Annotated in this window: 22 protein-coding genes and 1 riboswitch; of the genes, 15 read left to right on the forward strand and 7 right to left on the reverse strand. The window is 43.5% G+C overall.

Features of this window, described 5'->3' with window-relative positions; translation table 11 throughout:
- Positions 1-382: 382 nt before the first annotated feature.
- Positions 383-490: riboswitch (TPP riboswitch) on the forward strand.
- A gap of 100 nt (positions 491-590) precedes the next feature.
- Genes tenA through thiW form a run of 5 tightly spaced genes read left to right on the forward strand, consistent with a single transcriptional unit; the run spans position 591 to position 4053 of the window.
- Positions 591-1274, forward strand: a complete 684-nt coding sequence (gene tenA, locus ACTHPA_RS16615; RefSeq protein WP_440501810.1) for a thiaminase II — start codon at positions 591-593, stop codon at positions 1272-1274.
- Positions 1271-2080 carry a hydroxyethylthiazole kinase gene (thiM, locus tag ACTHPA_RS16620; RefSeq protein WP_440501812.1) on the forward strand — a complete coding sequence of 270 codons (810 nt, stop codon included), beginning with the start codon at positions 1271-1273 and terminating at the stop codon, positions 2078-2080. Before tenA ends, thiM begins: the two co-directional genes overlap by 4 nt.
- Positions 2077-2916, forward strand: a complete 840-nt coding sequence (gene thiD / locus ACTHPA_RS16625; protein ID WP_440501813.1) for a bifunctional hydroxymethylpyrimidine kinase/phosphomethylpyrimidine kinase — start codon at positions 2077-2079, stop codon at positions 2914-2916. The genes thiM and thiD overlap by 4 nt, the downstream gene beginning before the upstream one ends.
- 19 nt (positions 2917-2935) lie before the next feature.
- On the forward strand, positions 2936-3559 hold the full coding sequence (gene thiE / locus ACTHPA_RS16630) for a thiamine phosphate synthase (protein ID WP_440501895.1): 624 nt from the start codon (positions 2936-2938) through the stop codon (positions 3557-3559).
- On the forward strand, positions 3559-4053 hold the full coding sequence (thiW, locus tag ACTHPA_RS16635; RefSeq protein WP_440501815.1) for an energy coupling factor transporter S component ThiW: 495 nt from the start codon (positions 3559-3561) through the stop codon (positions 4051-4053). Before thiE ends, thiW begins: the two co-directional genes overlap by 1 nt.
- 106 nt (positions 4054-4159) lie before the next feature.
- Here thiW and ACTHPA_RS16640 read toward each other — a convergent pair whose 3' ends face one another.
- From ACTHPA_RS16640 to ACTHPA_RS16665, 6 genes are all read right to left on the reverse strand, one after another.
- The gene (locus ACTHPA_RS16640; RefSeq protein ID WP_440501817.1) at positions 4160-5380 is read right to left on the reverse strand and encodes a M20 metallopeptidase family protein; all 1221 of its coding nucleotides are present in this window, start codon (positions 5378-5380) and stop codon (positions 4160-4162) included.
- A gap of 28 nt (positions 5381-5408) precedes the next feature.
- Complete coding sequence (locus ACTHPA_RS16645) at positions 5409-6821, reverse strand: YfcC family protein (RefSeq protein ID WP_440501818.1); 1413 nt, start codon at positions 6819-6821, stop codon at positions 5409-5411.
- Positions 6822-6856: 35 nt separating this feature from the next.
- Positions 6857-7975: a M20 metallopeptidase family protein gene (locus ACTHPA_RS16650; RefSeq protein ID WP_440501820.1), complete on the reverse strand. Its 1119-nt coding sequence runs from the start codon at positions 7973-7975 to the stop codon at positions 6857-6859.
- Between the two features lie 121 nt (positions 7976-8096).
- Positions 8097-8744, reverse strand: coding sequence for a GntR family transcriptional regulator (locus ACTHPA_RS16655; RefSeq protein WP_440501822.1), 648 nt, complete (start codon positions 8742-8744; stop codon positions 8097-8099).
- Positions 8745-8837: 93 nt separating this feature from the next.
- Positions 8838-9845: an HAAS signaling domain-containing protein gene (locus ACTHPA_RS16660; protein WP_440501823.1), complete on the reverse strand. Its 1008-nt coding sequence runs from the start codon at positions 9843-9845 to the stop codon at positions 8838-8840.
- Positions 9832-10179, reverse strand: a complete 348-nt coding sequence (locus tag ACTHPA_RS16665; RefSeq protein ID WP_440501824.1) for a PadR family transcriptional regulator — start codon at positions 10177-10179, stop codon at positions 9832-9834. The genes ACTHPA_RS16660 and ACTHPA_RS16665 overlap by 14 nt, the downstream gene beginning before the upstream one ends.
- Positions 10180-10742: 563 nt before the next feature.
- Here ACTHPA_RS16665 and ahpC point away from each other — a divergent pair.
- The 3 genes from ahpC (at position 10743) to ACTHPA_RS16680 (ending at position 13868) form a co-directional block, all read left to right on the forward strand.
- The gene (gene ahpC / locus ACTHPA_RS16670; protein WP_440501826.1) at positions 10743-11312 is read left to right on the forward strand and encodes an alkyl hydroperoxide reductase subunit C; all 570 of its coding nucleotides are present in this window, start codon (positions 10743-10745) and stop codon (positions 11310-11312) included.
- A gap of 184 nt (positions 11313-11496) precedes the next feature.
- Positions 11497-13026 (forward strand): alkyl hydroperoxide reductase subunit F, encoded by a 1530-nt coding sequence (gene ahpF / locus ACTHPA_RS16675; protein WP_440501828.1) that lies wholly within the window; start codon positions 11497-11499, stop codon positions 13024-13026.
- Between the two features lie 215 nt (positions 13027-13241).
- Positions 13242-13868, forward strand: coding sequence for a superoxide dismutase family protein (locus ACTHPA_RS16680; protein WP_440501830.1), 627 nt, complete (start codon positions 13242-13244; stop codon positions 13866-13868).
- A gap of 173 nt (positions 13869-14041) precedes the next feature.
- On the opposite strand, the gene ACTHPA_RS16685 is transcribed toward ACTHPA_RS16680, so the two are convergent.
- Positions 14042-14596, reverse strand: a complete 555-nt coding sequence (locus tag ACTHPA_RS16685; protein WP_440501832.1) for a hypothetical protein — start codon at positions 14594-14596, stop codon at positions 14042-14044.
- A gap of 134 nt (positions 14597-14730) precedes the next feature.
- Here ACTHPA_RS16685 and ACTHPA_RS16690 point away from each other — a divergent pair, with 134 nt between their 5' ends.
- From ACTHPA_RS16690 to ACTHPA_RS16720, 7 genes are all read left to right on the forward strand, one after another.
- A complete protein-coding gene (locus ACTHPA_RS16690) occupies positions 14731-16074 on the forward strand; it encodes a PQQ-dependent sugar dehydrogenase (RefSeq protein WP_440501834.1) in 1344 nt (447 codons plus the stop codon).
- Between the two features lie 249 nt (positions 16075-16323).
- A complete protein-coding gene (locus tag ACTHPA_RS16695) occupies positions 16324-16857 on the forward strand; it encodes a GNAT family N-acetyltransferase (RefSeq protein ID WP_440501836.1) in 534 nt (177 codons plus the stop codon).
- A 15-nt stretch (positions 16858-16872) separates the two neighbouring features.
- Complete coding sequence (locus ACTHPA_RS16700) at positions 16873-17361, forward strand: DinB family protein (protein ID WP_440501838.1); 489 nt, start codon at positions 16873-16875, stop codon at positions 17359-17361.
- A 19-nt stretch (positions 17362-17380) separates the two neighbouring features.
- Positions 17381-18136: a phosphotransferase family protein gene (locus ACTHPA_RS16705; protein ID WP_440501840.1), complete on the forward strand. Its 756-nt coding sequence runs from the start codon at positions 17381-17383 to the stop codon at positions 18134-18136.
- Positions 18137-18161: 25 nt separating this feature from the next.
- Entirely contained in the window at positions 18162-18962 is an 801-nt protein-coding gene (locus ACTHPA_RS16710; protein ID WP_440501842.1) for an alpha/beta fold hydrolase, read from the forward strand.
- A gap of 44 nt (positions 18963-19006) precedes the next feature.
- Positions 19007-19837, forward strand: a complete 831-nt coding sequence (locus ACTHPA_RS16715) for a hypothetical protein (RefSeq protein WP_440501843.1) — start codon at positions 19007-19009, stop codon at positions 19835-19837.
- A 240-nt stretch (positions 19838-20077) separates the two neighbouring features.
- A complete protein-coding gene (locus ACTHPA_RS16720) occupies positions 20078-20749 on the forward strand; it encodes a phospholipid phosphatase (RefSeq protein WP_440501845.1) in 672 nt (223 codons plus the stop codon).
- Positions 20750-21350 lie beyond the last annotated feature (601 nt).

A 21350-nucleotide genomic window follows, 5' to 3' on the forward strand; every position in this document is an offset into this window, starting at 1 on the left:
CTCAAAACTTCCAACCGAATAGTGTAGCAGTGTCCCTTCTGCACATGACTAACAATAACAAAAGAAAATAACAGTGGTGTGACAACCAATTAACAAGTATTCATGGAAATATTAACCGTTGTAATAATATAAATACGTGTGAAAAGACTAAAAAGAGGGTTAAACCTAATTAATTCGACCCTCATTATCCAAATTATTCCTATCTGAAAAACGTTAACAACATGCTATGCGTCTGCGATATATTACTTTGTAAATACATTTTCGAATGGACTAAATGGTCTAGCGTTGTTTATTTCCAAATATTACAGCCGGGTTAATCAATGATGTCACAACCTTGCGAAACTACTAAACTATGTTATAGTGGAGATGAAAACTGAAAAGAGTTAACCACTGGGGGAGTCTTTGTGAAAGACTGAGACGTGTATCGATACGCGGACCCTTCGAACCTGATCTTGCTCATACCAGCGTAGGGAAGTGGATCGCACATCTTCCAAAGGTTATCTTACGCCGATTTGCGAGCCGCTTCTTCAACGATTGTGTTGAGTGAAGCGGCTTTTTTGGTTTTCCAAAACAAAAGAGGAGTGGTTGGAATGACGTTTTGTGAAGAGGTACGGAAGGAATGCAACGATGTTTGGGAGGCAAGCTTTCATCACCCGTTCATCGCAGCACTTGCTGAAGGGACATTGCCTGAAGAGGTGTTCAAACATTATGTTCTGCAAGACTCCTATTATTTGAAGCATTTTGCGAAAGTGCATGCGATGGCAGCTGTACAGGCAACGGATTTATTGACGGTGCAACGGTTTGCGCAACATGCGGATGGAACTTGCGGGGCGGAAATTTCATTGCATGAAGGCTTCTTTGGAATGTTGGGCGTTACAGATGAGGATATTGAAAAATTCGAGCCGGCGCCGACGGCATATGCGTACACGTCGCATTTATACCGGGCGGCGTTGGAAGGTGACTTGGCCGCTACATTATCCGCATTATTGCCATGTTATTGGCTGTATTACGAAATAGGCGAGCGGTTGAAGGACGCGAAACCGAATCATCCGATTTATGACAAATGGATTGCTACGTACAGCTCTGAATGGTTCGAACAGGCAACCCGTGAACAGATCGACCGTTTGAATAAACTGACCGAACAACTTCCAAAGCAAAGACGTGAACAATTGAAAGCTCATTTCATTAAGAGTACCCACTATGAATTGCAGTTTTGGGAAATGGCATGGACGAAGCAAAAATGGTCACTTGAAACAAACGAGGTACATGTATGACAGACCAATTACCATTGTTGGATGAACTGCGTCAGCAAAACCCGTTAGTGCATTGCATTACGAATCATGTCGTTTCAAACTTTCAAGCGAACGGCCTGTTGGCATTGGGGGCTTCTCCCATCATGGCGGATGCAATCGAGGAGGCGGCGGAAGTATCTGCCATTTCCTCGTGTACATTGCTTAATATTGGAACGTTGGACAGTTCGGCTGTTGAATCAATGATCGCTGCCGGAAAAAGCGCTTCCTTTAAAGGTAAGCCCCTCGTACTGGATCCTGTCGGAGCAGGAGCGACTGCTTTCCGAAAACGGACGGTCGCTAAACTTCTAAAGGAATTGGATATTACACTCATCCGCGGAAATGCAGGTGAAATTGCATCCATCGCGGGTGTTGAATGGAAAGCGAGAGGCGTCGATGCGGGTGTCGGTTCGGCAAATATTGCCGAGGCTGCTAAAGAGGTGGCCAGCCGCCATCGTTGTCTCGTTGCGGTAAGCGGTGAGACTGACATCGTGACGGATGGTGAAAAAATAATCCGTATAACAGGAGGGCATTTGCTCATGACGCGAATTACGGGCATGGGTTGTCTGTTAAGTGCTGTGTCCGCCGCTTTTCTTTCGGTCGGTAAGGATGCGCCGATTGATATAGTTGCATATAGTCTTGCGTTTTACAAAAAAGCGGGTGAATTGGCGGCAAAGCAAGCTTCTGGCCCAGGAGATTTTGCTGTTCATTTCCTAAATGCTTTACACCAATTGGACGGTGAAGCAATCAACTTCGATCACCATTGTTTTATAGAGGAGGTTGTCAAATGACTTCGGTTGCACTCACAATTGCAGGCTCGGACAGTGGAGGCGGGGCAGGCATCCAGGCGGATTTGAAAACATTCCAGGAACTTGGGGCGTTCGGAACGTCCGCATTGACGGCCGTAACCGCTCAAAATACGTTAGGTGTCCATGCGGTCCAGCCGATAGAGACGGAAATTGTCATTGCCCAAATTGAAGCGGTGCTAACTGATTTCACAGTCGGAGCTGCCAAAACCGGGATGCTGTTCTCTGCAGAAATTATTGAAGCGGTTGCCGATACATTGAATCGTCACGAGCGAATCCCTTTAGTCATTGATCCCGTGATGATAGCGAAAGGCGGTGCTTCGCTTCTTCAGCATTCAGCGATTGCAGCATTGAAAGAGCACCTCATTCCAACAGCGACACTCTTGACGCCCAATATTCCTGAAGCGGAAGTGTTGACGGGAATGACGATCGTTTCAATGAAAGACATGGAGAATGCCGCAAATCAACTGCTCCAGATGGGAGCTGGAGCCGTACTGCTGAAAGGGGGGCACCGGGTAGATACTCCTTATGCAGAGGATTTATTCATGTCAGCGAACGGCGAAAGCTTTCTTATGAGAAGCAAGCGGATCGATACGAAAGACACGCATGGCACGGGATGTACTTTCGCTGCAGCCATTACGGCAGAGCTTGCGAAAGGGATGCCAATGAATGAAGCAGTTGTTACCGCAAAATACTTTATCCATGCAGCAATTGAAGAGGGGCTATCCATTGGCAATGGACACGGGCCGACAAACCATACGGCGTTTCGGAATCGGGGCAATGCTGAACGGAAGGAAGTCGAATTGATTGAGAAACGTTGACGTTACGCTTTACTTCATAATGGGTTCGACGAATGCTGAGAATCCGCTCTCCGTATTGGAAGACGCTTTAAAAGGCGGAATCACTTGTTTTCAGCTCCGTGAAAAGGGGGCACACGCACTTGTCGGGAAGGAGAAGAAAGCATTCGCGCAAAGTTGCCAGCAGTTATGTGCACAATATGGCGTGCCGTTCATCGTGAATGATGATGTCGATCTTGCCCTAGAAATTGACGCGGATGGCGTCCATGTCGGGCAGGACGATGCTGAGGCGCGATTTGTCCGAAAAAGGATTGGGCCCGGAAAGATATTGGGGGTTTCCGTCCATACAATAGAAGAAACAGAAGCGGCTATGTCAGCGGGAGCGGATTATGTCGGCATGGGGCCTGTATATCCGACGAAATCGAAAGACGATGCGAAACCGGTTGCTGGCACAGCGATGATCGAAGAAGTCGCAAAGTTACATCCTGATTTGCCGATTGTCGGAATTGGTGGCATTACGTCATTCAATGCCGAGCCGGTCTTCAAGGCAGGCGCAAATGGCATATCTGTCATTTCAGCGATTGCTTCATCTACTAATCCTGAAAAGGCGGTGCGCCTTCTAAAGGAAGCTTCATTAAATTGGAGTCGTGAAAGGAGCGTGTTGTGATGAGTACGCGAAAGCTTGTCTTGATGACTGTATTCACGGCGATTGCGGTGGCGGGATCCGCATTCGTCTCTTTTCCTGCAGGGATTGCACGCGCCTATCCGATCCAACATGCAGTCAATGTCATCGCCGCAATCCTGCTAGGACCGATTCCCGCCGTCATCATTGCTTTCATGACCGGATTGGTTCGCATATTGACAGGCACTGGGTCATTGCTCGCTTTTCCGGGAGGGATGATCGGCGCGGCACTTGCCGGGCTGCTGTATAAGCAGTCGGGGCGAGCATGGTTGGCAGCAATTGGAGAAATCATCGGGACCGGTATTATCGCGTCGTTGTTTGCGGTTCCATATGCGGCTGTCCTTATGGGCACGACCGTCACCGCATTCTTCTTCATGCCCCCTTTTCTCGTTTCAAGCGTAAGCGGGGCAGTAATCGGCGTCGTTGTTGCGGTTCGGCTGCAAAGCATGCCTGTGGGCAAGAGGTTGCAGAGTTTCTAAGGTTATACGTTTTCCATTATCATTCTCGTCGCGTTCATCAAAATGATATCAAAACAAAAAGCGTCAACCCCAATCAATTGGGTTGACGCTTTATTAGTATTTTGTATTAATGCTGGCTTTTCAACCATTGCATTGCTACGTTTGCGTGTAATGCAGCACCGTATTTAAAGATGTCCTCATTTTGTTTCATGCGAGGGTTGTGAACAGGAGCTTCGCCTTCTTTCCCTGTACCTAACACAACAAAGGCAGACGGTACTTGTTGGGAGATATAGGAGAAATCTTCTGAACCGCTTAATACCCCGTTATCGAGAATGTTATCTGCCCCGACCACATCTTTAAGGAAAGGGGCGATTGCGTCGATGAAATCAGGATTGTTGTACGTCGTTGGTGTATGGAATTCTGTTATGCTGTATTCACCGCGCCATGCTTTTACGACATGGTCGATCATTTCAGGAATCCTTTCACATAAATGATCCCGGGTTTTTTGATCATAACTGCGCATATTTCCGCTTAATACCGCTTTTTCTGGGATGACATTCGTCACAGTGCCGCCATTCATGGCACCGATTGAAAATGTAACACTTTGACTAGGATCCGCTTCACGTGTGAATAATAGATTTAAACTTGTATATAACTGATTCATAATCATATTGGCATCAATCGTTTTATGGGGCTGCGAGCTATGACCGCCATATCCTTTAATATCCACAATATACGTATCCATTGCCTGTGATAGTGTTCCTTTGCTAACTGAAAGCGTGCCAGCTTCCTGGTCCGGCATAATATGAATGCCGAACGCGGCATCCACTTTCGGGTTTTCCAATGCGCCGTCATCGATCATTAGCTTCGAACCGTATCCCCATTCTTCTCCTGGTTGGAAAAACAACTTAACCGTCCCTTTTAAGTCGGCTTCATGATTCTTTAAAATTTGGGCAGCTCCTAAAAGCATAGCAACATGTGAATCATGGCCGCAGGCATGCATGAGGCCGGGCTTTTCAGATTTGAATTCCGACTCCACTTCTTCTTGAATAGGCAGGGCATCCATATCGGCACGAAGAAGGATACAAGGGGAACCTTCACCGATTGTTGCTACAATACCTGTGCAATTTGCCTGATCGCCAAATCCAGCCCTTACATACTTTTCCCTAATCTCGGGCGGCACGACACCACATTGCTTGTGGGTAATTCCCATCTCATCAAGGCGTTGCTGAATATATTTTTGTGTATTTGGCAAATCAAACCCGATTTCCGGATGTTGATGCAAATATCGGCGATCTTTAACAATCTGTTCTTCGTATTTTTTTGCTTCTTCCACAATGTTCATCATTCAAACATCTCCTTCTTATTACGAGATTTCAAGCTGGCCCTAACCCCATATAATGAGCAATGACGATTAAAATAAAGGCAGCAAAATGTAGCAACATAAATAATTTAAATGAGAATTTCACCCAATCGGCATAATTCACATTGGACATTCCAAGCGCAGCCATTAACCCTCCGGAAGTTGGCCATAAATAGTTCGTAAAGCCATCCCCGAATTGATATACGACAACCATGACTTGTTGATTGATCCCTAATATTTTTCCGAGCGGCCCCATGATCGGCATTAAAATCATTGCTTTTCCACTTCCGGAAACGACAAAGAAATTGAAGAAAATGACCACTAAGAAAAGAATCAATAACGTAATTATGGATCCAGTGTGGCTTAATAAGCCTGATAACGAATGGACAGCTGTATCAATGATTTGGGCTTGGTCCATCAAAATCATGACAGATCGAGCAAAACCAATCGCTAATCCTGTTGGGAGAAGTCTTGCTGCCCCCTCACCGAATGTGACTGCTGCTTCACTTGGGCTAAGTCTTAAAATGATGACTAAGAATACAGCATAAATCGCGTAGACTGCTGACAACTGTGGCATACCCCAACCGAGTTGGATGGCACCAAAGGCACTTCCTACTAAAACACCAACCAACCCTAATAATGCAATCTTTTTAGGTAATGTAAATTCCTCTTCTTCATATTCCGCAGATTGGGTGTTTTGCAGTTGTTCTGCATACTCTTCCATTACAATACTCTTCGTAGGATCCGCTTTTGTTTTATTCGCATATCGAAGAATATAAACAGCAGAGATGACGACAAAGATGAGTAAAGATATGATCCGGAATCCGAGCCCGGAATAGATCGGCAATCCTACAATCGATTGACTGACACCTGTCGTATAGAAGTTCACGACACCTGCTGTAAAGCCAATCGCCAAACCAACTGTTGACGTAGCGAAGGCCGTAATTCGGTCATATCCCATCCCCATCACTACAGCCATTGCCAGCGGAATGAATGGGATTCCTCCTTCTCCGAAACCGATTGTTCCCATAATGGCAAACAACGTGAGCAATGCGAGGATGATTAGTTTTTCTTTTCCACCGGCAACCCGCAATAATTTGTGAATACCTGCAGCAATGGCTCCGGACTTTTCAAGAATATAAAGCGCACCACTTGCAAATAAAAGCATCACAATGATATCAGCAGATTGTACAACCCCGTTATGTAAAGCCGAGAAAAAGTCCATAAATCCAATTGACTTGGATTGATCAACATACTTGAATACTTCTGTGTTCAGTTCGGTAATACCTGTTTCCGGATTCACTGTTCGTTCATATTGTCCACTTGGTACGATCCAAGATAAGGCGACCACTAGCAGCATCACTAGTAAGAACATAATATAAACGTGAGGGAAGTTGATCCCTTTTCTTTTTTCACCCTTTGCCATCTCAATTCCTCCCAATCTCTCTGTCTATCAAAGTCTTACAATTCAGCTAGCCCCTTAAATAGCTCGACGCCCGATTCAATCAGTTCATCACGGAAGTCATATTCATGGGTATGAACATTCGGGTAATCTTCTCCGTTGCCAATAAAGCAATAAGCACCCTTTGTGAGCTTTGTGAAATGTCCGAAGTCTTCGGATCCGCGAAATGCCTCTTCCAATTCAACTACATCAATTCCTTTTTCTTTTGCAAGGAAGCGGATTTTATCAGCGCTTTCTTTATGGTTTATCGTTTCTGGAAATTCATCATTATATTCGAAACTCACTTTTAAGCCATGTTCTTCTGATTGAGATATTGCAAAGTTTTCAAGAGCTTCTTGGAGTCGATCCAGCTCTTCTTCGTATAATGCACGAAGCGTCATACGAATAACGCCTTTAGAAGCGGCAAGGCCAAAAGCTTTTTCCCCTACATCGATTTGTACAACCGTACAAAGGACAAGGCCCTTATGTTTTTCCGGTACGATGAACTCAGGAATTTTTTTGACGATATTAGCAATTGCTAGTGAAGGGTTAATGCCGTCTTCGGGTTGACTTGCATGGGCAGGAGTCCCCTCCATACGTATGGTCATGCCTTTTGATGCGCATAGCATTGTGCCATCCATAATCCCCACAGCTTTGTATGGCAAACCACTCATATTGTGGTAGGCAAATATTTCATCTATTTTGTTGTCGGTAATGAAGTCAACACATTGGATTGCGCCATCTCCTGTTTCTTCAGCAGGTTGGAAGAGGCAAAAAATATTTTTATCAGCTCCGTTTTGATCAATTTCAAGCGCAAATGCTGCGAGAGTTGCGGAATGTCCATCATGCCCGCATTTATGTGCTTTTCCTTCGAATTCTGAGGCCCACGGGAGGTCGATGACTTCATCCATCGGAAGAGCGTCAAAATCTGCCCGGAAAGCAATATTAGGCTTATTTTTTCCTGCTCGATAAACGGCATAAAACCAATTCCCTTTATCGACAATTTCAAAATTGGATGTATGCGTTTTCAAAAAGTCTAGTAAATATTGTTTTGTCCATACTTCCTCGTTGGAAAGTTCAGGATGCCGATGAAGTTCATGACGAAGGTTCTTTGCTAATTCAAAATTTCGACTCTTCAATTTGTGAATTCTCCCATCTATCTGTTTTGAATAATTTTGTATATTATATATTGTACATTATATTTATGTGGATTCAATAAAAAAATTCTGTCAGCGACAGAATTTTTTTAGGTATTGAAAATTATAGAGGGATGAGCTCTGCTTTATCTACATTCCAATGGACTTCTTTCATGAAACGCTCTAATTCAGCTGTTTTGCCATTTCGAAACAGTTCCATCATTTTTCTATGTTCGTTATTTGTTTGTGTCAATCGTTTTGCAGTTAACTCGGGATTATCCGTTCCATCGAAAGTTTTTAAAAATTTCTTTTCCAATTGAAGTAATAGGGTTACGAGGCTTTTATTGGGACAAACTGATAGGTAGACATTATGAAAGGATTCTTGCATTTTATGATACATCGAAAAATTTCCCGTTTGAATGGCCAAATCTATACTTTCAATATAGAATTCCATTTCACGCAAATGCTTTTCAGTCAATAAAGGGGTAGAGAGTGAAGCGGCTAGACCATCCAATGCGCCGATAATAAAAAAGGTTTCTTTTGCTTCTTCCTTTGTAAGCTCTTTTATGACAAAACCTTTGCGCGGGATATTTTCCAACAAACCTTCGGAGGAAAGTTGGATAAGCGCCTCTCTAACTGGTGTTCTGCTTACCTTTAAAGCCTCGCTGATTGCATTTTCATTCACTTTGCGATTAGAGAGTAATGTCCCATTGTTAATTTGATCGACGATATAGTTATATACATGGTCCTTTAGCGATAAATAATTATTCATGTAATTACCTCAGTATCTTTTTACAGTCTATTATATATATAGCCTTCTGAAAACTCAATTTCACATAAACTATTAACTCTTGCAGCCCCAGTTTTAAGCTTTCGCCTTCCGATAACTGTCATAGATTTCAATTACAGCAGTCACGATAATGACTGTGATGACAGTCCATACCGCCCAATCGATGAAATTATTGACCGATGACATATTGATGTTTAGTTCAGTTGCTAAGTAAGGGATCATCGCTTCGTTAAGGAGAGTGGGATTGGTAGCGATAATCGTCAAGACGACTACGCTGAATACTTTAAGGACAGCATTCACAGTTACAAGCCTCATAGTCCATTGCCGTTCTTTCCATTTAAAGAGCGCCAATCCAATTTCGAGTAATGCAAATGGTAAAACGATAGGCAAGTATGACATCAATACATCTTGATTAAGAGCTCGCATCACCATTTGAAGTCCTTCGCCATCCATTGATCGATAGACGCCGGCAAGATGGTCCGCATTGAAATAAAGAACGACCCAAATCGCTGTCCATACTAAACTAAAAATCACTTCACCCCGTGGAATCACCTTTTTCTTCGAAATGACAAGGACAGTTTTCAATTGTTCGGGAGTCCATTCAGTACCGTATTTTGTAAGGGAGCCATCGCTTTTCGCCATGCCGATTCTTTCAATGAAAACAAAAACGATCGTGACCCAAAAGAACGTTTGAATAAGCACATGTATAATATTGGCGATGATAATGCCAAAACTCTTTATCACGACAGAGAGTACGCTTTCTTCTCCTGAAAAAAGGACAATCGTTTCAACGACATGAACTAAGACGGTAATTAAAATCGCCCACGGAATGATCATTTTCAACGTCCAAAAATAAGCATCGTATACTTTCGGGCCAATCAAATGCATCGGTGTATCACGATAGCTTGCAGCAAGACGTGCTGGATCCCCAAGTTTCGAAAGGACTTCCATTTCTTCTTCCTCGGAATAGTGATCGGGCAACATATCCTCGATAGTGGATCTAAGTTCAAGGGCGATGTCATTCCGTAATTTTTCAGGCAGTCTTCTCGTCACCTCATAAATATAGGCTTCAATCAGTTTCATCATTCTCTTCTCCTTCCAATAATGTCTTCAGTTCAGATGTCATCGTTTCCCATTCCTTTTTCAACTGCTCATAAATTTCACTACCATACTCACTAATTACATAATATTTTCGGGGTCTGCTTTCCGTCGTATCCCAACTGCTCGTCAACAGTTCCTGTTTCTCCAATCGGCGAAGCAACGGATATAACGTACTTTGCTCAATGGCAACGCCTGCTTTCTCAAGACGCTGGACTAATGAATATCCATATTGAGGCGTCCGCAATTGACTCAATACAGCAAGAGTTAACGTCCCTCTCCTTAATTCCGTCGTAAATGATTCCAATAATGGCCCCATAGATGTCACCTCGTCTTCTTATACTATGTATCGTACAGTATTATGATTCACATAACAATAGAGGATTATAAATATAAGTTGTGAAAATTGTTTTGGTGCCTGTGCAGCAAGCAATTCAGACAATGCACTACAATTGAATAAAATAAAAAGTAGAAGCGGCCGAATCAATCTTGGGTTAGCTTCTACTTGCATTTATATTCCTTCTATTGAATTGTCATAAATGTGTGGTGCACAGGTACCGAAAATATACATTCGCAAAAATTTTATTATATTACTTATATTGCGTTTATTTTAAATATTAAATAATTGATAAAGAGATTGAGTAATTGAGAACCGTTGGTGTGGAAGCGGGATTTCACGTGTTGTACATATATGAAATTATGGTTTAGGAAGAACAATGGTGTATCGTTTGACAAAAAACATGCTCTATATGATAATGAATATGTAATTAGAATTATTATAGTTAAGCAGTAGAGGATTTAACAAAATCATCACTGTGGTTTAGGTTTTGATGAAATGACCTAGACTAACTATGAAAAAACATACTAGGAGGAATTTGTCTTATGTCTCTAATCGGAAAAGAAATACTACCATTCAAAGCGCAAGCTTACAATAGCGGTACTGGTGAGTTCATCGAAGTTACTGATGAAAGCCTAAAAGGTAAATGGAGCATCGTTTGCTTCTACCCAGCAGACTTCACATTTGTTTGCCCGACTGAACTTGGCGATCTTCAAGATCAATATGCAACTCTTAAAGAGCTAGGCGCTGAAGTTTATTCTGTTTCAACTGATACGCACTTCACTCATAAAGCTTGGCACGATCATTCAGATGCAATCAGCAAGCTTGAATACATCATGATCGGTGACCCTTCACAAACAATTTCACGTAACTTCGACGTTCTTGACGAAGAAGCAGGACTTGCACAACGCGGTACGTTCCTTATCGATCCAGACGGCATCGTTCAAACAGTTGAAATCAATGCTGATGGCATCGGTCGCGACGCAAGCGTTCTTGTTGATAAAATCAAAGCTGCACAATACGTACGCAACAACCCAGGCGAAGTTTGTCCTGCAAAATGGAAAGAGGGCGAAGAAACACTTAAGCCTAGCCTTGACCTTGTAGGTAAAATCTAATTTATTTCACTATGTGATGGGGGAGGCCCCCTTCCTTATAAAGGAGAGGGGCCCCCTTTATTTTTGAATCTTTTTCGGCAGATGTCTTAGATTTTGAATCGACTCTTCCGGTTTTTTTGATTCAAAATCTAAGGCAATCATGCCGAATGTTGTTTAGTTCAAGTACAAGTTAAGGAGTCGATACATGATGTTAGATGCAGATATTAGAGCGCAATTAGCCCAATACCTCGAATTGATGGAAGGCGATGTGCTCCTAAAAGTTAGTGCTGGAGAAGACAAGGTGTCCCGTGAAATGGCGTCACTAGTGGATGAATTGGCTACAATGTCATCTCACATTAAAGTGGAGCATGCGGAATTGGAAAGAACGCCAAGCTTCAGCGTTAACCGTATCGGAGAAGATACTGGCATTACGTTTGCCGGCATCCCGCTCGGACACGAATTCACTTCATTGGTGCTCGCTTTATTGCAAGTGAGTGGCAGAGCTCCAAAAGTGGATGAGAAAGTGATTGAACAAGTAAAAAAAATTGAGGACAAACTTCACTTTGAATCCTATATTAGCTTGAGCTGCCAAAACTGTCCGGAAGTTGTACAAGCACTTAACCTGATGAGCGTGCTAAACCCGAACGTTACGCATACGATGATTGACGGTGCTGCGTTCAAAGAAGAAGTGGAAAGCAAAAATATCCTTGCTGTCCCGACAGTTTACTTGAATGGCGAGCCATTTACGAACGGCCGTAAGACAATCGAAGAAATCCTTGCTGAACTTGGAAGCGGCCCGGATGCATCTGAATTTGCGGATAAAGAACCGTTTGATGTACTTGTTGTAGGCGGTGGTCCTGCTGGAGCAAGTGCGGCAATCTATGCGGCTCGTAAAGGAATTCGCACAGGTATTGTCGCTGATCGTTTTGGCGGTCAAGTCTTGGATACAGCTGCAATTGAGAACTTCATTAGTGTGAATCACACGGAAGGCCCTAAACTTGCAGCGAACCTTGAGGAGCATGTGAAAGAGTACAACGTTGACGTGATGAACTTGCAGCGTGCGAAGCGTTTAGAGAAGAAAGATCTCATTGAGATTGAATTGGAAAACGGAGCTGTTCTAAAGAGTAAATCCGTAATTCTTTCAACAGGAGCGAGCTGGAGAAATATCGGAGTTCCTGGAGAAAAGGAATTCAGAAATAAAGGTGTCGCTTACTGTGTGCACTGTGACGGCCCATTATTTGAAGGTAAAAACGTTGCGGTTGTTGGTGGCGGAAACTCTGGTATCGAAGCGGCCATCGACCTTGCAGGTTATACGACTCATGTAACAGTGCTAGAATTCAACTCCGAATTAAAAGCTGACGCTGTCTTACAAGAGCGTCTACGCAGCTTGCCGAATGTCACGGTCGTAACGAATGCTCAAACGACAGAGATTACGGGAACAGATAAAGTTAACGGTGTTTCGTATGTTGAACGTGAAACTGGCGAAGAAAAGCATATTGAGATAGCGGGAATCTTTATCCAAATCGGTCTTGTACCGAATACGGCTTGGCTCGGCGACACTGTTGAGCGCAACAAATTCGGTGAAATCCTTACTGATAAGCGTGGTGCAACGAACGTCCCTGGCGTATTTGCTGCAGGAGACTGCTCGGACAGCCCGTTCAAGCAAATTATCATTTCCATGGGATCCGGCGCAACTGCTTCATTAGCTGCGGTTGATTATCTCGTTAGGAATTAATTGGAACATCAATAGATTGGAAGAGGAACAGGTCAAGCAAGTGGACCTGTTCCTTTTTTGTTATTGTTCGTTTCGTAGGGATTCTTTCTCGTAATGTTGTCAATACGTTCCATTTTGGATGGTCGGTAAGTGCCCTTTTACATGAATTCCGTTTATCACACGCCAAATAGTGAATTGTATAGGTATTAATACTTTGCTAGAGGGAGCGTGTCAAAATGAAAAAGTGGATATGGCTAACGATGATTCTCACTTGCGCTTTTGTTTTTGCAGCATGTACCGATGGGAAGGACGACGCGGCTCCGGCCAATGATACAGAAGGAGCGACAGATGGTGAGGTCAATGAGGGGACGAATACAGATCCGGCAGACGTGGATTTGGTCGAAGATGATAAATTGCCTTTCCTTACTGTCAATCTAACAGATAGAGATGGGAAATCGGTTGGAACGGCAGAATTGACCGAGGAAGAGGACGCGTTACGGGTCATGGTGGATGCGAAGAATTTACCTGAAGGCACCCACGGTTTTCATTTCCATGAAAAAGGGGTTTGTGAAGCACCAGATTTTGAATCGGCAGGAGGGCATTTCAATCCGACAGGAGCGAGTCATGGACTTGACCATGAAGAAGGCCCGCATGCCGGCGATTTGCCGAACCTCGAAGTTGGCCCTGATGGAACAGTGAAAGAGGAATTCTTTGTTGAAAATCTTACATTGTTAGCAGGAGAGGAGAATTCTCTATACCATGAAGGTGGCACATCCCTCGTCATCCATGCGGAAGCAGACGACGGCAAAACCCAATCATCCGGCAACTCCGGCGACCGTATCGCATGTGGCGTAGTGGAATGATATTTTCAGAATTTTTCCAGTGTCTGTGCAACAAACAATTCAGATTATGCACTACAATTGTATAAAATACAGAAGGAAGTCAACCGAATCAATCATCGGTTGGCTTCTTTCTATATTTATATAGATCTTGTTGAATTGTCATAAATGTGTCTTGCACAGGCACCTGGAGGCTCTTAAAGAAAGGCTTTGATCTTGCGGAGGATGAATAGGCTGAGTTCCGTCCAAATCCAGCTATAGAAAAGTGAGAAGAAAAGAATGAGGAGCAAGAAAATCAGGTTGAATGAAGAGGCGATTGGACCGAAAACGGGAAAGCTGAGTACGAATAAGGGAAGGCAAATGCCGATACATAATAGGACCCCGTTCGTTAGGACGACATCTGTGCGCTTATTGAGTTTATATAACGCCCATCCTAGACCTAAACCGAGCAATCCGGTCGTAAAAGGAAAGATGAATAATTCGCTCGGCTCGATAAGGAACAATAATAGGATTGTTACGATATAAGTGAAAATGCCGGATCGCAAGGATATTAAGGTGACTATGATGATAGGAGCAGTGGCAAATGGGCTGATGAAAAAGCCGACCGCGGGCAGCAATCCTCCTGCAGATTGTAAGATGGTCGCCAGCGCAGCCATGAATGCCATGAATAACATTTTTTTGGTCGGTGGCCATCGATTGAGAATACGGTGAATGTACTTTGGATGGGTTGGAAGTGATGTAGTGAAATGCATAGTCTCTCTCCTTTAGTAAACAAGCTTTTCTTTATTTTATTTGGAAAAGCTGTATTCTGTGCGGGTTCGGGGTGCCGGAAAGTTGGACGTTTGAATAGAGTAATAAGGAAAATGGAGAGAGGGGATAGGCGTAGATGGCCGACCAATATGTACAAGAGCAAGCTTGGACGAATGGGGAGCAATTTCCACAACGTAGACTGGTACCTGATGATATTATGTTACCGCCAGGCTACAAAATCGAAGTGTTTGCGACCGGTTTAACTACACCGATCAATTTAACTTTTACAGAAGAAGGTGAGATGCTTGTCGCTGATTCGGGAATAACGGATGGGAATGGAAAAGTATTAAAACTGACGGAACAAGGATTTACCGTTATAGCAGATGGATTTCATCCTCCACTGACGGGGATTACGGAATATGAAGGGAATATATACGTGGCTCACCGAGGGTATGTCACAATTGTCCAGCCTGACGGGACCAAAAAGGACATTATCGAAGGGTTGCCAAGCAACGGCGACCATCATAATAACCGGGTCGTTTTTGGCCCGGATCGAAAAATGTATTTTGGCCAAGGAACTGCAACAAATAGCGGCGTTGTAGGGAAGGACAATGATTGGGTGAAAAAACATCCATTCTTTCATGATTACCCAGGCAGCCGGATTACGTTGAGGGGCGAAAACTTTCAAACATCTAGTTTTTTAAATGATTTCCAAGACAGAGTGATACAGACCGGTGCCTATGTCCCTTTTGGTGTAGAAACATATCCGGGGAAATTAGTCGATGGGGTCACACGTGCAAGTGGAAGCATATTGCGGGCAAACCCGGATGGATCGGATCTTGAGTTGGTCGCTTGGGGACTTCGGAATCCGTTCAGACTACGGTTCGATCGGAATAATCGACTGTTTGCGTCGAATCATGGAATGGATGAGCGAGGAAGCCGTCCGGTTGCCAACTCTCCGGATGAATTTCAATGGATCCGGCCGGGATTGTGGTATGGATTTCCGGATTACACAGGAGGAATGCCGGTAACGATGCCGCAATTTCGGCCTGAAGGGAAGCCGCAGCCGGAATTTCTGTTGGCGGCCCATCCAATGCAACCGCCACGTCCAGTAGCAAACTTTCCGCCACATTCTGCGACGATGGGCTTCAGTTTTAATGAAAATCCTTCATTCGCTCCGATCGGTGATGCATTCATTGCAGAGTTCGGATCCGAAGCACCTGAAACGACAGGAGGGAAACCGTCGCCTCTTGTCGGGCATCGTATTTCCAGAATTGACATGATAACAGGGCAAGTGTATCCATTTGCAATTAACCGTACGGGATTGCCCGCCTCTAAAACAAATGGCGGCGGCCTCGAACGGCCTATCGATGCGGTGTTCTCTGCAAGTGGTTCCCTCTATATCCTAGACTTCGGCCAATTTTCCGATGAAAACGCCATTCCCGGTACGGGTGTCATATGGAAAATCGACGTCGAATGAAGTGAATTGTTTAGGTGCCTGTGCAGGAAACAATTCTGACTATGCACTACGATTGCATAACATAAATGAAGAAGTCGGCCAAATCAATCTTTGGTTGGCTTCTTTCTGTATTCTTATAGAGGTAGTTGAATTGACATAAATGTGTGCTGCACAGGCACCGTATTTTGAGTGATGATGAGCAAAACTATGTTATTCTATAAAAAAGAGTCTAGTAAATTTTTACAAGTGTTCAATAAAGGAGCTGTCATAATGCTATTTCCCGAATTAGAAACAGAGCGACTTCGTCTTATCGAAGTCAATAAGGAGCATGCCCAAGGGATATTCGATAATTTTTCAAATCCGGCGGTCGTTCAGTATTATGGGATGGATCCGATGACTGAATTGGCGCAGGCGGAAAAACTGGTAGATCATTTCAGGAATTCTTTTTTAGCAAGTCGCAGCATACGGTGGGCCATGATCCGGAAGGAAGATGGTCGTTTCGTAGGGACAATCGGCTTGAATAATCTTTCGAAAGGAATGAAACGGGCGGAAATCGGATTTGAGATGCATCCGGATTTTTGGCGAACTGGCATCACATCAGAGGCAGTGAAGGCAGTATTGCAATATTCATTCGAAGAGATGGGTTTGCACCGAATGGGGGCTGTCACGTTTTTGGATAATGTGGCTTCCATTAAACTTTTAGAAAAACATGGGTTCGAACAAGAGGGAATCCTGCGCGGCTATCTTTTCCAAAACGGACAATCGCATGACGCGAGGGTATTCTCGGTTTTGAAAAATCAATGAAGGAGGGGGCCTTTTTTGAAGATCCTTTTTGCGTACAATTGGCAAGTCAGAGAGGATTGGTATCGTTGGTGTGAAGAAGTGGAGGAGGCGGAGCTTCTACGCACCCGTACTGGCGGGGTAGGCAGTATTTTAGAGACGTTGTTCCACATTATCGATGTAGAGTGGAGCTGGATCCGATTATTGCAAGGAAAGCCGGATTTTCAAGAAAGCTTTGAAGACTTTAAAAGTCTGCAAAAAGTCCGAGAGCTGGATGCCCGGTTTAAGCCGGAAGTTGAGGAGTTTGTCCGGAATTGGGAGGAAAGCATGGAGCATAACGTCCTGGAGGATACGATGCCCGATGGACGGATTGTAACAGATGCGTGGGGAGAGGTCATGCGACATATTGTTGCACATGAAATCCATCATATCGGGCAGTTGTCGGTATGGTCGAGAGAAATTGGGAAGAAACCGGTTTCTGCCAACGTGATCGGTCGAGGGCTTATTCCGCATAGGATTGATAATTAAGTTGCTTGGGGGATAATAAATGATTTTAGGGAATCCAATTGCTATTGGAAACACCGCGAAGATTTATCTTCACAAAAACAAGATAGTGAAAGTGTTTAATGAGTATTTACCTGATACTGAATCGGCTTATGAGGCGAATAAACAACGATTTGCTCATTCATGTGGACTTTCCGTTCCGAACGTTTTAGACGTCACGATAATAGATGGAAAGCAAGCGATTGTCATGGAATATATCGAAGGGAAAACTATTGGGGAGCTGTTTTTTGCAAACAGGAATCAGGCGGAGTATTACATAGACCTTTCCATTGATATACAGCGAGAAATCCATCAGATCCATGCCGATTCCCTCGAACCGATGTCACAAAAATTACGTCGGCAACTTGAGTCTGCCCCTTCTTTGCATCCAAAGCAGAAAGCGGAGCTCATACAAAAATTGGATTCAATGTCTTATGAAAACAGGCTTTGCCATGGGGATTTTCATTTATACAATTTGATAATGTCGAATGATAAAGTGACGATTATCGATTGGGTGGATGCGAGCGTGGGAGATATCCGTGCTGACGTGTGCCGGACGTATCTTTTGTATTCAGAACTGTCGGGGGAAGTCGCCGAACTTTATTTACGGTTGTATTGTGAAAAAAGCGGATTGTCTAAAGATGAAATTTTGCAATGGTTACCGATCCTTGCGGGAGCTAGGTTAGCTGAAAATGTATCAGACGAAAGTGCCGAACGTTTATTGGATATTGTGAATCTGTACTGTCCTTCGGTTGAATAAACAAGGTGGAAGTAGGTGAACTGTAATGGCTGTAGTGGAAAAAATTCTAGAAAAGAATCAATGCCCTATCCATTATTGGATTACACCCGAACATAAAGGACCATGGCTTATTTTTCTACACGGGGCCGGTGCTGATCATAGAATGTTTAGTGAGCAAATCAATGAACTCGATCCTAGGTACGGAATAATGATGTGGGATGCGAGAGGACATGGTCGATCTAGGCCGATGGGCGATGAATTCAGCATAAAACTGCTCGTTGAAGATTTACTGGCCATTATGAAGAATGAGGGGATTGAAAAAGCGACTTTTATCGGGCAATCTATGGGAGGGAATACGGCGCAAGAGATGGTCTTTTATTATCCTGACAAAGTAGAGAATCTTGTTTTGATTGACTGTGCATGTAATACGTGGAAGCTTTCCGTTGTAGAGAAATTGTCGATCCAGATGGCGCCTTTTATCGTTAAACTTTATCCGTGGAACGCCATGATTGCACAAAGTGCTCGTGCAAGCGCGGTGAAATTGGAAGTGCAGGAGTATCTGAAAGATGCTTTTTCAAAGGTTGGAAAAAAAGATTTTTCGAAATTTTTTCTCGAAACAGCAGCTTGTTTACACTTTGAGAAAGACTATCGAATTAATAAGCCGATGCTTCTTGTGTGCGGAGAACACGATGACACGGGAAATATCAAAAAGACGGCTCCACAATGGGCGAAGCAAGAGCCATATTGTGAGTTTCATTGGATTAAAGATGCAGGGCACTGTTCCAACCAAGACAACCCAGTTGCTTTTAATGAATTGTTTGGGCAGTTTTTACGGGAGTTTACGTAATTGCCTATTCAGGGATAGCATTTTGAATGTTATGGGGGATTTTGATGGAGAAGATGATGAAGAACGAATATGGCTCTCTTACGATTCCTAAGGAAGTATTCAAGTTGATTCAACTGGAGGAAGAGTTGGCAAGGGAGGGCGAGACGCTCGATACAATCGGCTTCATACCGATCGTTCAAGAATTTGCATATCCGATCACACCGATTGACCTCATTCCGTTTGCCAGTACAGGAGGGAATGGAATTCACTTTTGTTTTCTCACTGATTTTGGGCGGATTACAGATTTAAGTGAAGCCCCGATTGCATGTGTCTCACCTACGAACGACCCGCCTATTCGACTAGTGGCACCAACGATACGGGAGTTTTTAAATATGGCTTCTTCGGTGCCCCATGTCGAACTGATTGAAACATGCTGGCCGTGGAACGACATGGAGATGGCCGAAGGCATACTGGAAGAATATCGTTCGGATGAATACCAGAAGAAGAGGGATAAGCTATTGATTCGCTTACGAGAAACGTTTCCTAGCGATGAAGTAGATGTTGCGGAATGTGTTCACCGAACTCTCCAGGAACGGAACAGCAAGATTATCCTTCCCACGTATGATGGACTTGGCGTTGTACCGACCGGTGATGTCCGCACTACTAGACGCTACGATTTTAATCCGGAACGGAGTCAGGATGAAGAGGAACTTACGAATATTCGAAGCTTTTTGAGCGACGCGAATACGGTAGAGAAACTGGGGTTCATCCGCGATGCCTCTTACTGGTATATTCTCTCATCGGATTATGACGTTCAAATTATGAAGTTGGTGTGCGAGATTTTGGAAGATCTCCAATTGGAAGATGAAATAAATAGGTTTGCATTCAGAAACTAAATTGTTAGGGTGCCTGTGCAGCAATCAATTCTTTATGCACTACAATTGCATAAAATAAATGAGGAAACCAACCGTTTTAACATTCGGTTGGTTTCTTTGTGCATTACTATTACTTTTGTTGAATTGTCATAAATGTGTGGTGCACAGGTACCAAATTATCGACACTGAATTCCCAAATGGACGGAGGTTGACAAGAGCAGCTTAAGGGAACAACAAACTATATATAGAAAGGAGTCGCATATGGATCAGATACTTTACATGCTATTTACCTTCGCATATATTGCGTTACTAATTTGGGGATTAAAAGGTGTCGATGCACAAGAGTTTAGCAAATGGACGAGTGTAGTCTATCTTGTCATTATTGCCCTCATCTATGACAATGGTATTTTAGCCATCGGTCATTGGGTCGGAGAAGGGGCATTATTAGAAAGCTTAAATGCAGTTAGGTTTTGGACGCATGCCGTTGTTACACCATTATTAGCGATCTTCTCTATTGGAACGTTACGGGAAATCGACGTTTCTTGGGCGAGGAAAACGTGGGTTACCATTCTTTCCATCCTCTACACCATTGCAGCCATCATAATTGAAATCGTGCTTGTCACTGCAAACCTTCAATTACAAGTTGAAAAAGAATATGGGGTTGTCAGTTATTCATCTGCCGAATCACCTAGTGGACCGCCAATGATGATTCTCCTCATTACCTTTGCTATGCTCCTTGCCAGTGTGGTGTTGTGGAAGAAGACGGGATGGGCCGTGTTTTTCATTGGTGTGTTCATTATGACAATCGGCAGTGCGATCCCGTTTAATGTTGGCAGTAATGCCGTTACGAACTTGTTTGAATTGATTTTGTTGACATCGTTAGTTTGGACAAAGAGGAAGCTAATCCAGGGAGAGCTACATGTGAAAAAGTAAAGAAAGAATCCTACCAGAAATATAGATGGTTTATTTTTTATGGCTGGCAACATAATTTACCTTCGCCTTTTTCAAGCGCAGATGTTAGACTATCAAGCACTCCTAACCAGGCCATTTGATACCAGATAATTGCTTCATTCCAATCCTCAGTGTCTTTAAATCCAATATGTCAACAATTACCTTTGCAGACGAATCATGGATTGATTCGAAACTTACATTAACAATTGTTAATTCATTTTCATTGTTCATCAATGTCGCGAATTGGTCCGGACCTTTCCTCGTAAGTTGCAGCTCTTTTTCGTGAATAAGTTTTGTGATATTACACCCTCTAGTATTCATACCTTCACGATTTTCAGGAATAGAATAAAGTTCGAATGCGCCGTCTGATTTAGGCTCTACAACTGTTTTAAGGTGCGAACCATTCAGAAACTCTGTCAGAGATAGTCCAGGCCTACCAAACTAAATGTTATAGTGCATTAATCGTTAATTCTTTGCTAATTGCTTTATCATTTGTGGTAGTTGTCAAAAGAATCTCTCCTTTTTTGTAAGCACCTTACTTAATCGTCAAGCGATTATCGAACTCCTTCTTCAGTAGCCATGC

This window comes from Sporosarcina sp. SAFN-015 (genome assembly GCF_051966875.1).
Taxonomy (GTDB): Bacteria; Bacillota; Bacilli; order Bacillales_A; family Planococcaceae; genus Sporosarcina.

Coding starts and splice junctions, on each gene's coding strand:
- thiW (WP_440501815.1), top strand. CDS start 3,559: ATGAGTACGCGAAAGCTTGTCTTGATGACTGTATTCACGGCGATTGCG.
- ACTHPA_RS16640 (WP_440501817.1), bottom strand. CDS start 5,380: ATGATGAACATTGTGGAAGAAGCAAAAAAATACGAAGAACAGATTGTT.
- thiE (WP_440501895.1), top strand. CDS start 2,936: ATGGGTTCGACGAATGCTGAGAATCCGCTCTCCGTATTGGAAGACGCT.
- ACTHPA_RS16660 (WP_440501823.1), bottom strand. CDS start 9,845: ATGAAACTGATTGAAGCCTATATTTATGAGGTGACGAGAAGACTGCCT.
- thiM (WP_440501812.1), top strand. CDS start 1,271: ATGACAGACCAATTACCATTGTTGGATGAACTGCGTCAGCAAAACCCG.
- ACTHPA_RS16680 (WP_440501830.1), top strand. CDS start 13,242: ATGAAAAAGTGGATATGGCTAACGATGATTCTCACTTGCGCTTTTGTT.
- ACTHPA_RS16705 (WP_440501840.1), top strand. CDS start 17,381: ATGATTTTAGGGAATCCAATTGCTATTGGAAACACCGCGAAGATTTAT.
- ACTHPA_RS16695 (WP_440501836.1), top strand. CDS start 16,324: ATGCTATTTCCCGAATTAGAAACAGAGCGACTTCGTCTTATCGAAGTC.
- ACTHPA_RS16690 (WP_440501834.1), top strand. CDS start 14,731: ATGGCCGACCAATATGTACAAGAGCAAGCTTGGACGAATGGGGAGCAA.
- ahpF (WP_440501828.1), top strand. CDS start 11,497: ATGATGTTAGATGCAGATATTAGAGCGCAATTAGCCCAATACCTCGAA.
- ahpC (WP_440501826.1), top strand. CDS start 10,743: ATGTCTCTAATCGGAAAAGAAATACTACCATTCAAAGCGCAAGCTTAC.
- ACTHPA_RS16685 (WP_440501832.1), bottom strand. CDS start 14,596: ATGCATTTCACTACATCACTTCCAACCCATCCAAAGTACATTCACCGT.
- ACTHPA_RS16710 (WP_440501842.1), top strand. CDS start 18,162: ATGGCTGTAGTGGAAAAAATTCTAGAAAAGAATCAATGCCCTATCCAT.
- ACTHPA_RS16655 (WP_440501822.1), bottom strand. CDS start 8,744: ATGAATAATTATTTATCGCTAAAGGACCATGTATATAACTATATCGTC.
- ACTHPA_RS16665 (WP_440501824.1), bottom strand. CDS start 10,179: ATGGGGCCATTATTGGAATCATTTACGACGGAATTAAGGAGAGGGACG.
- ACTHPA_RS16715 (WP_440501843.1), top strand. CDS start 19,007: ATGGAGAAGATGATGAAGAACGAATATGGCTCTCTTACGATTCCTAAG.
- ACTHPA_RS16720 (WP_440501845.1), top strand. CDS start 20,078: ATGGATCAGATACTTTACATGCTATTTACCTTCGCATATATTGCGTTA.
- tenA (WP_440501810.1), top strand. CDS start 591: ATGACGTTTTGTGAAGAGGTACGGAAGGAATGCAACGATGTTTGGGAG.
- thiD (WP_440501813.1), top strand. CDS start 2,077: ATGACTTCGGTTGCACTCACAATTGCAGGCTCGGACAGTGGAGGCGGG.
- ACTHPA_RS16645 (WP_440501818.1), bottom strand. CDS start 6,821: ATGGCAAAGGGTGAAAAAAGAAAAGGGATCAACTTCCCTCACGTTTAT.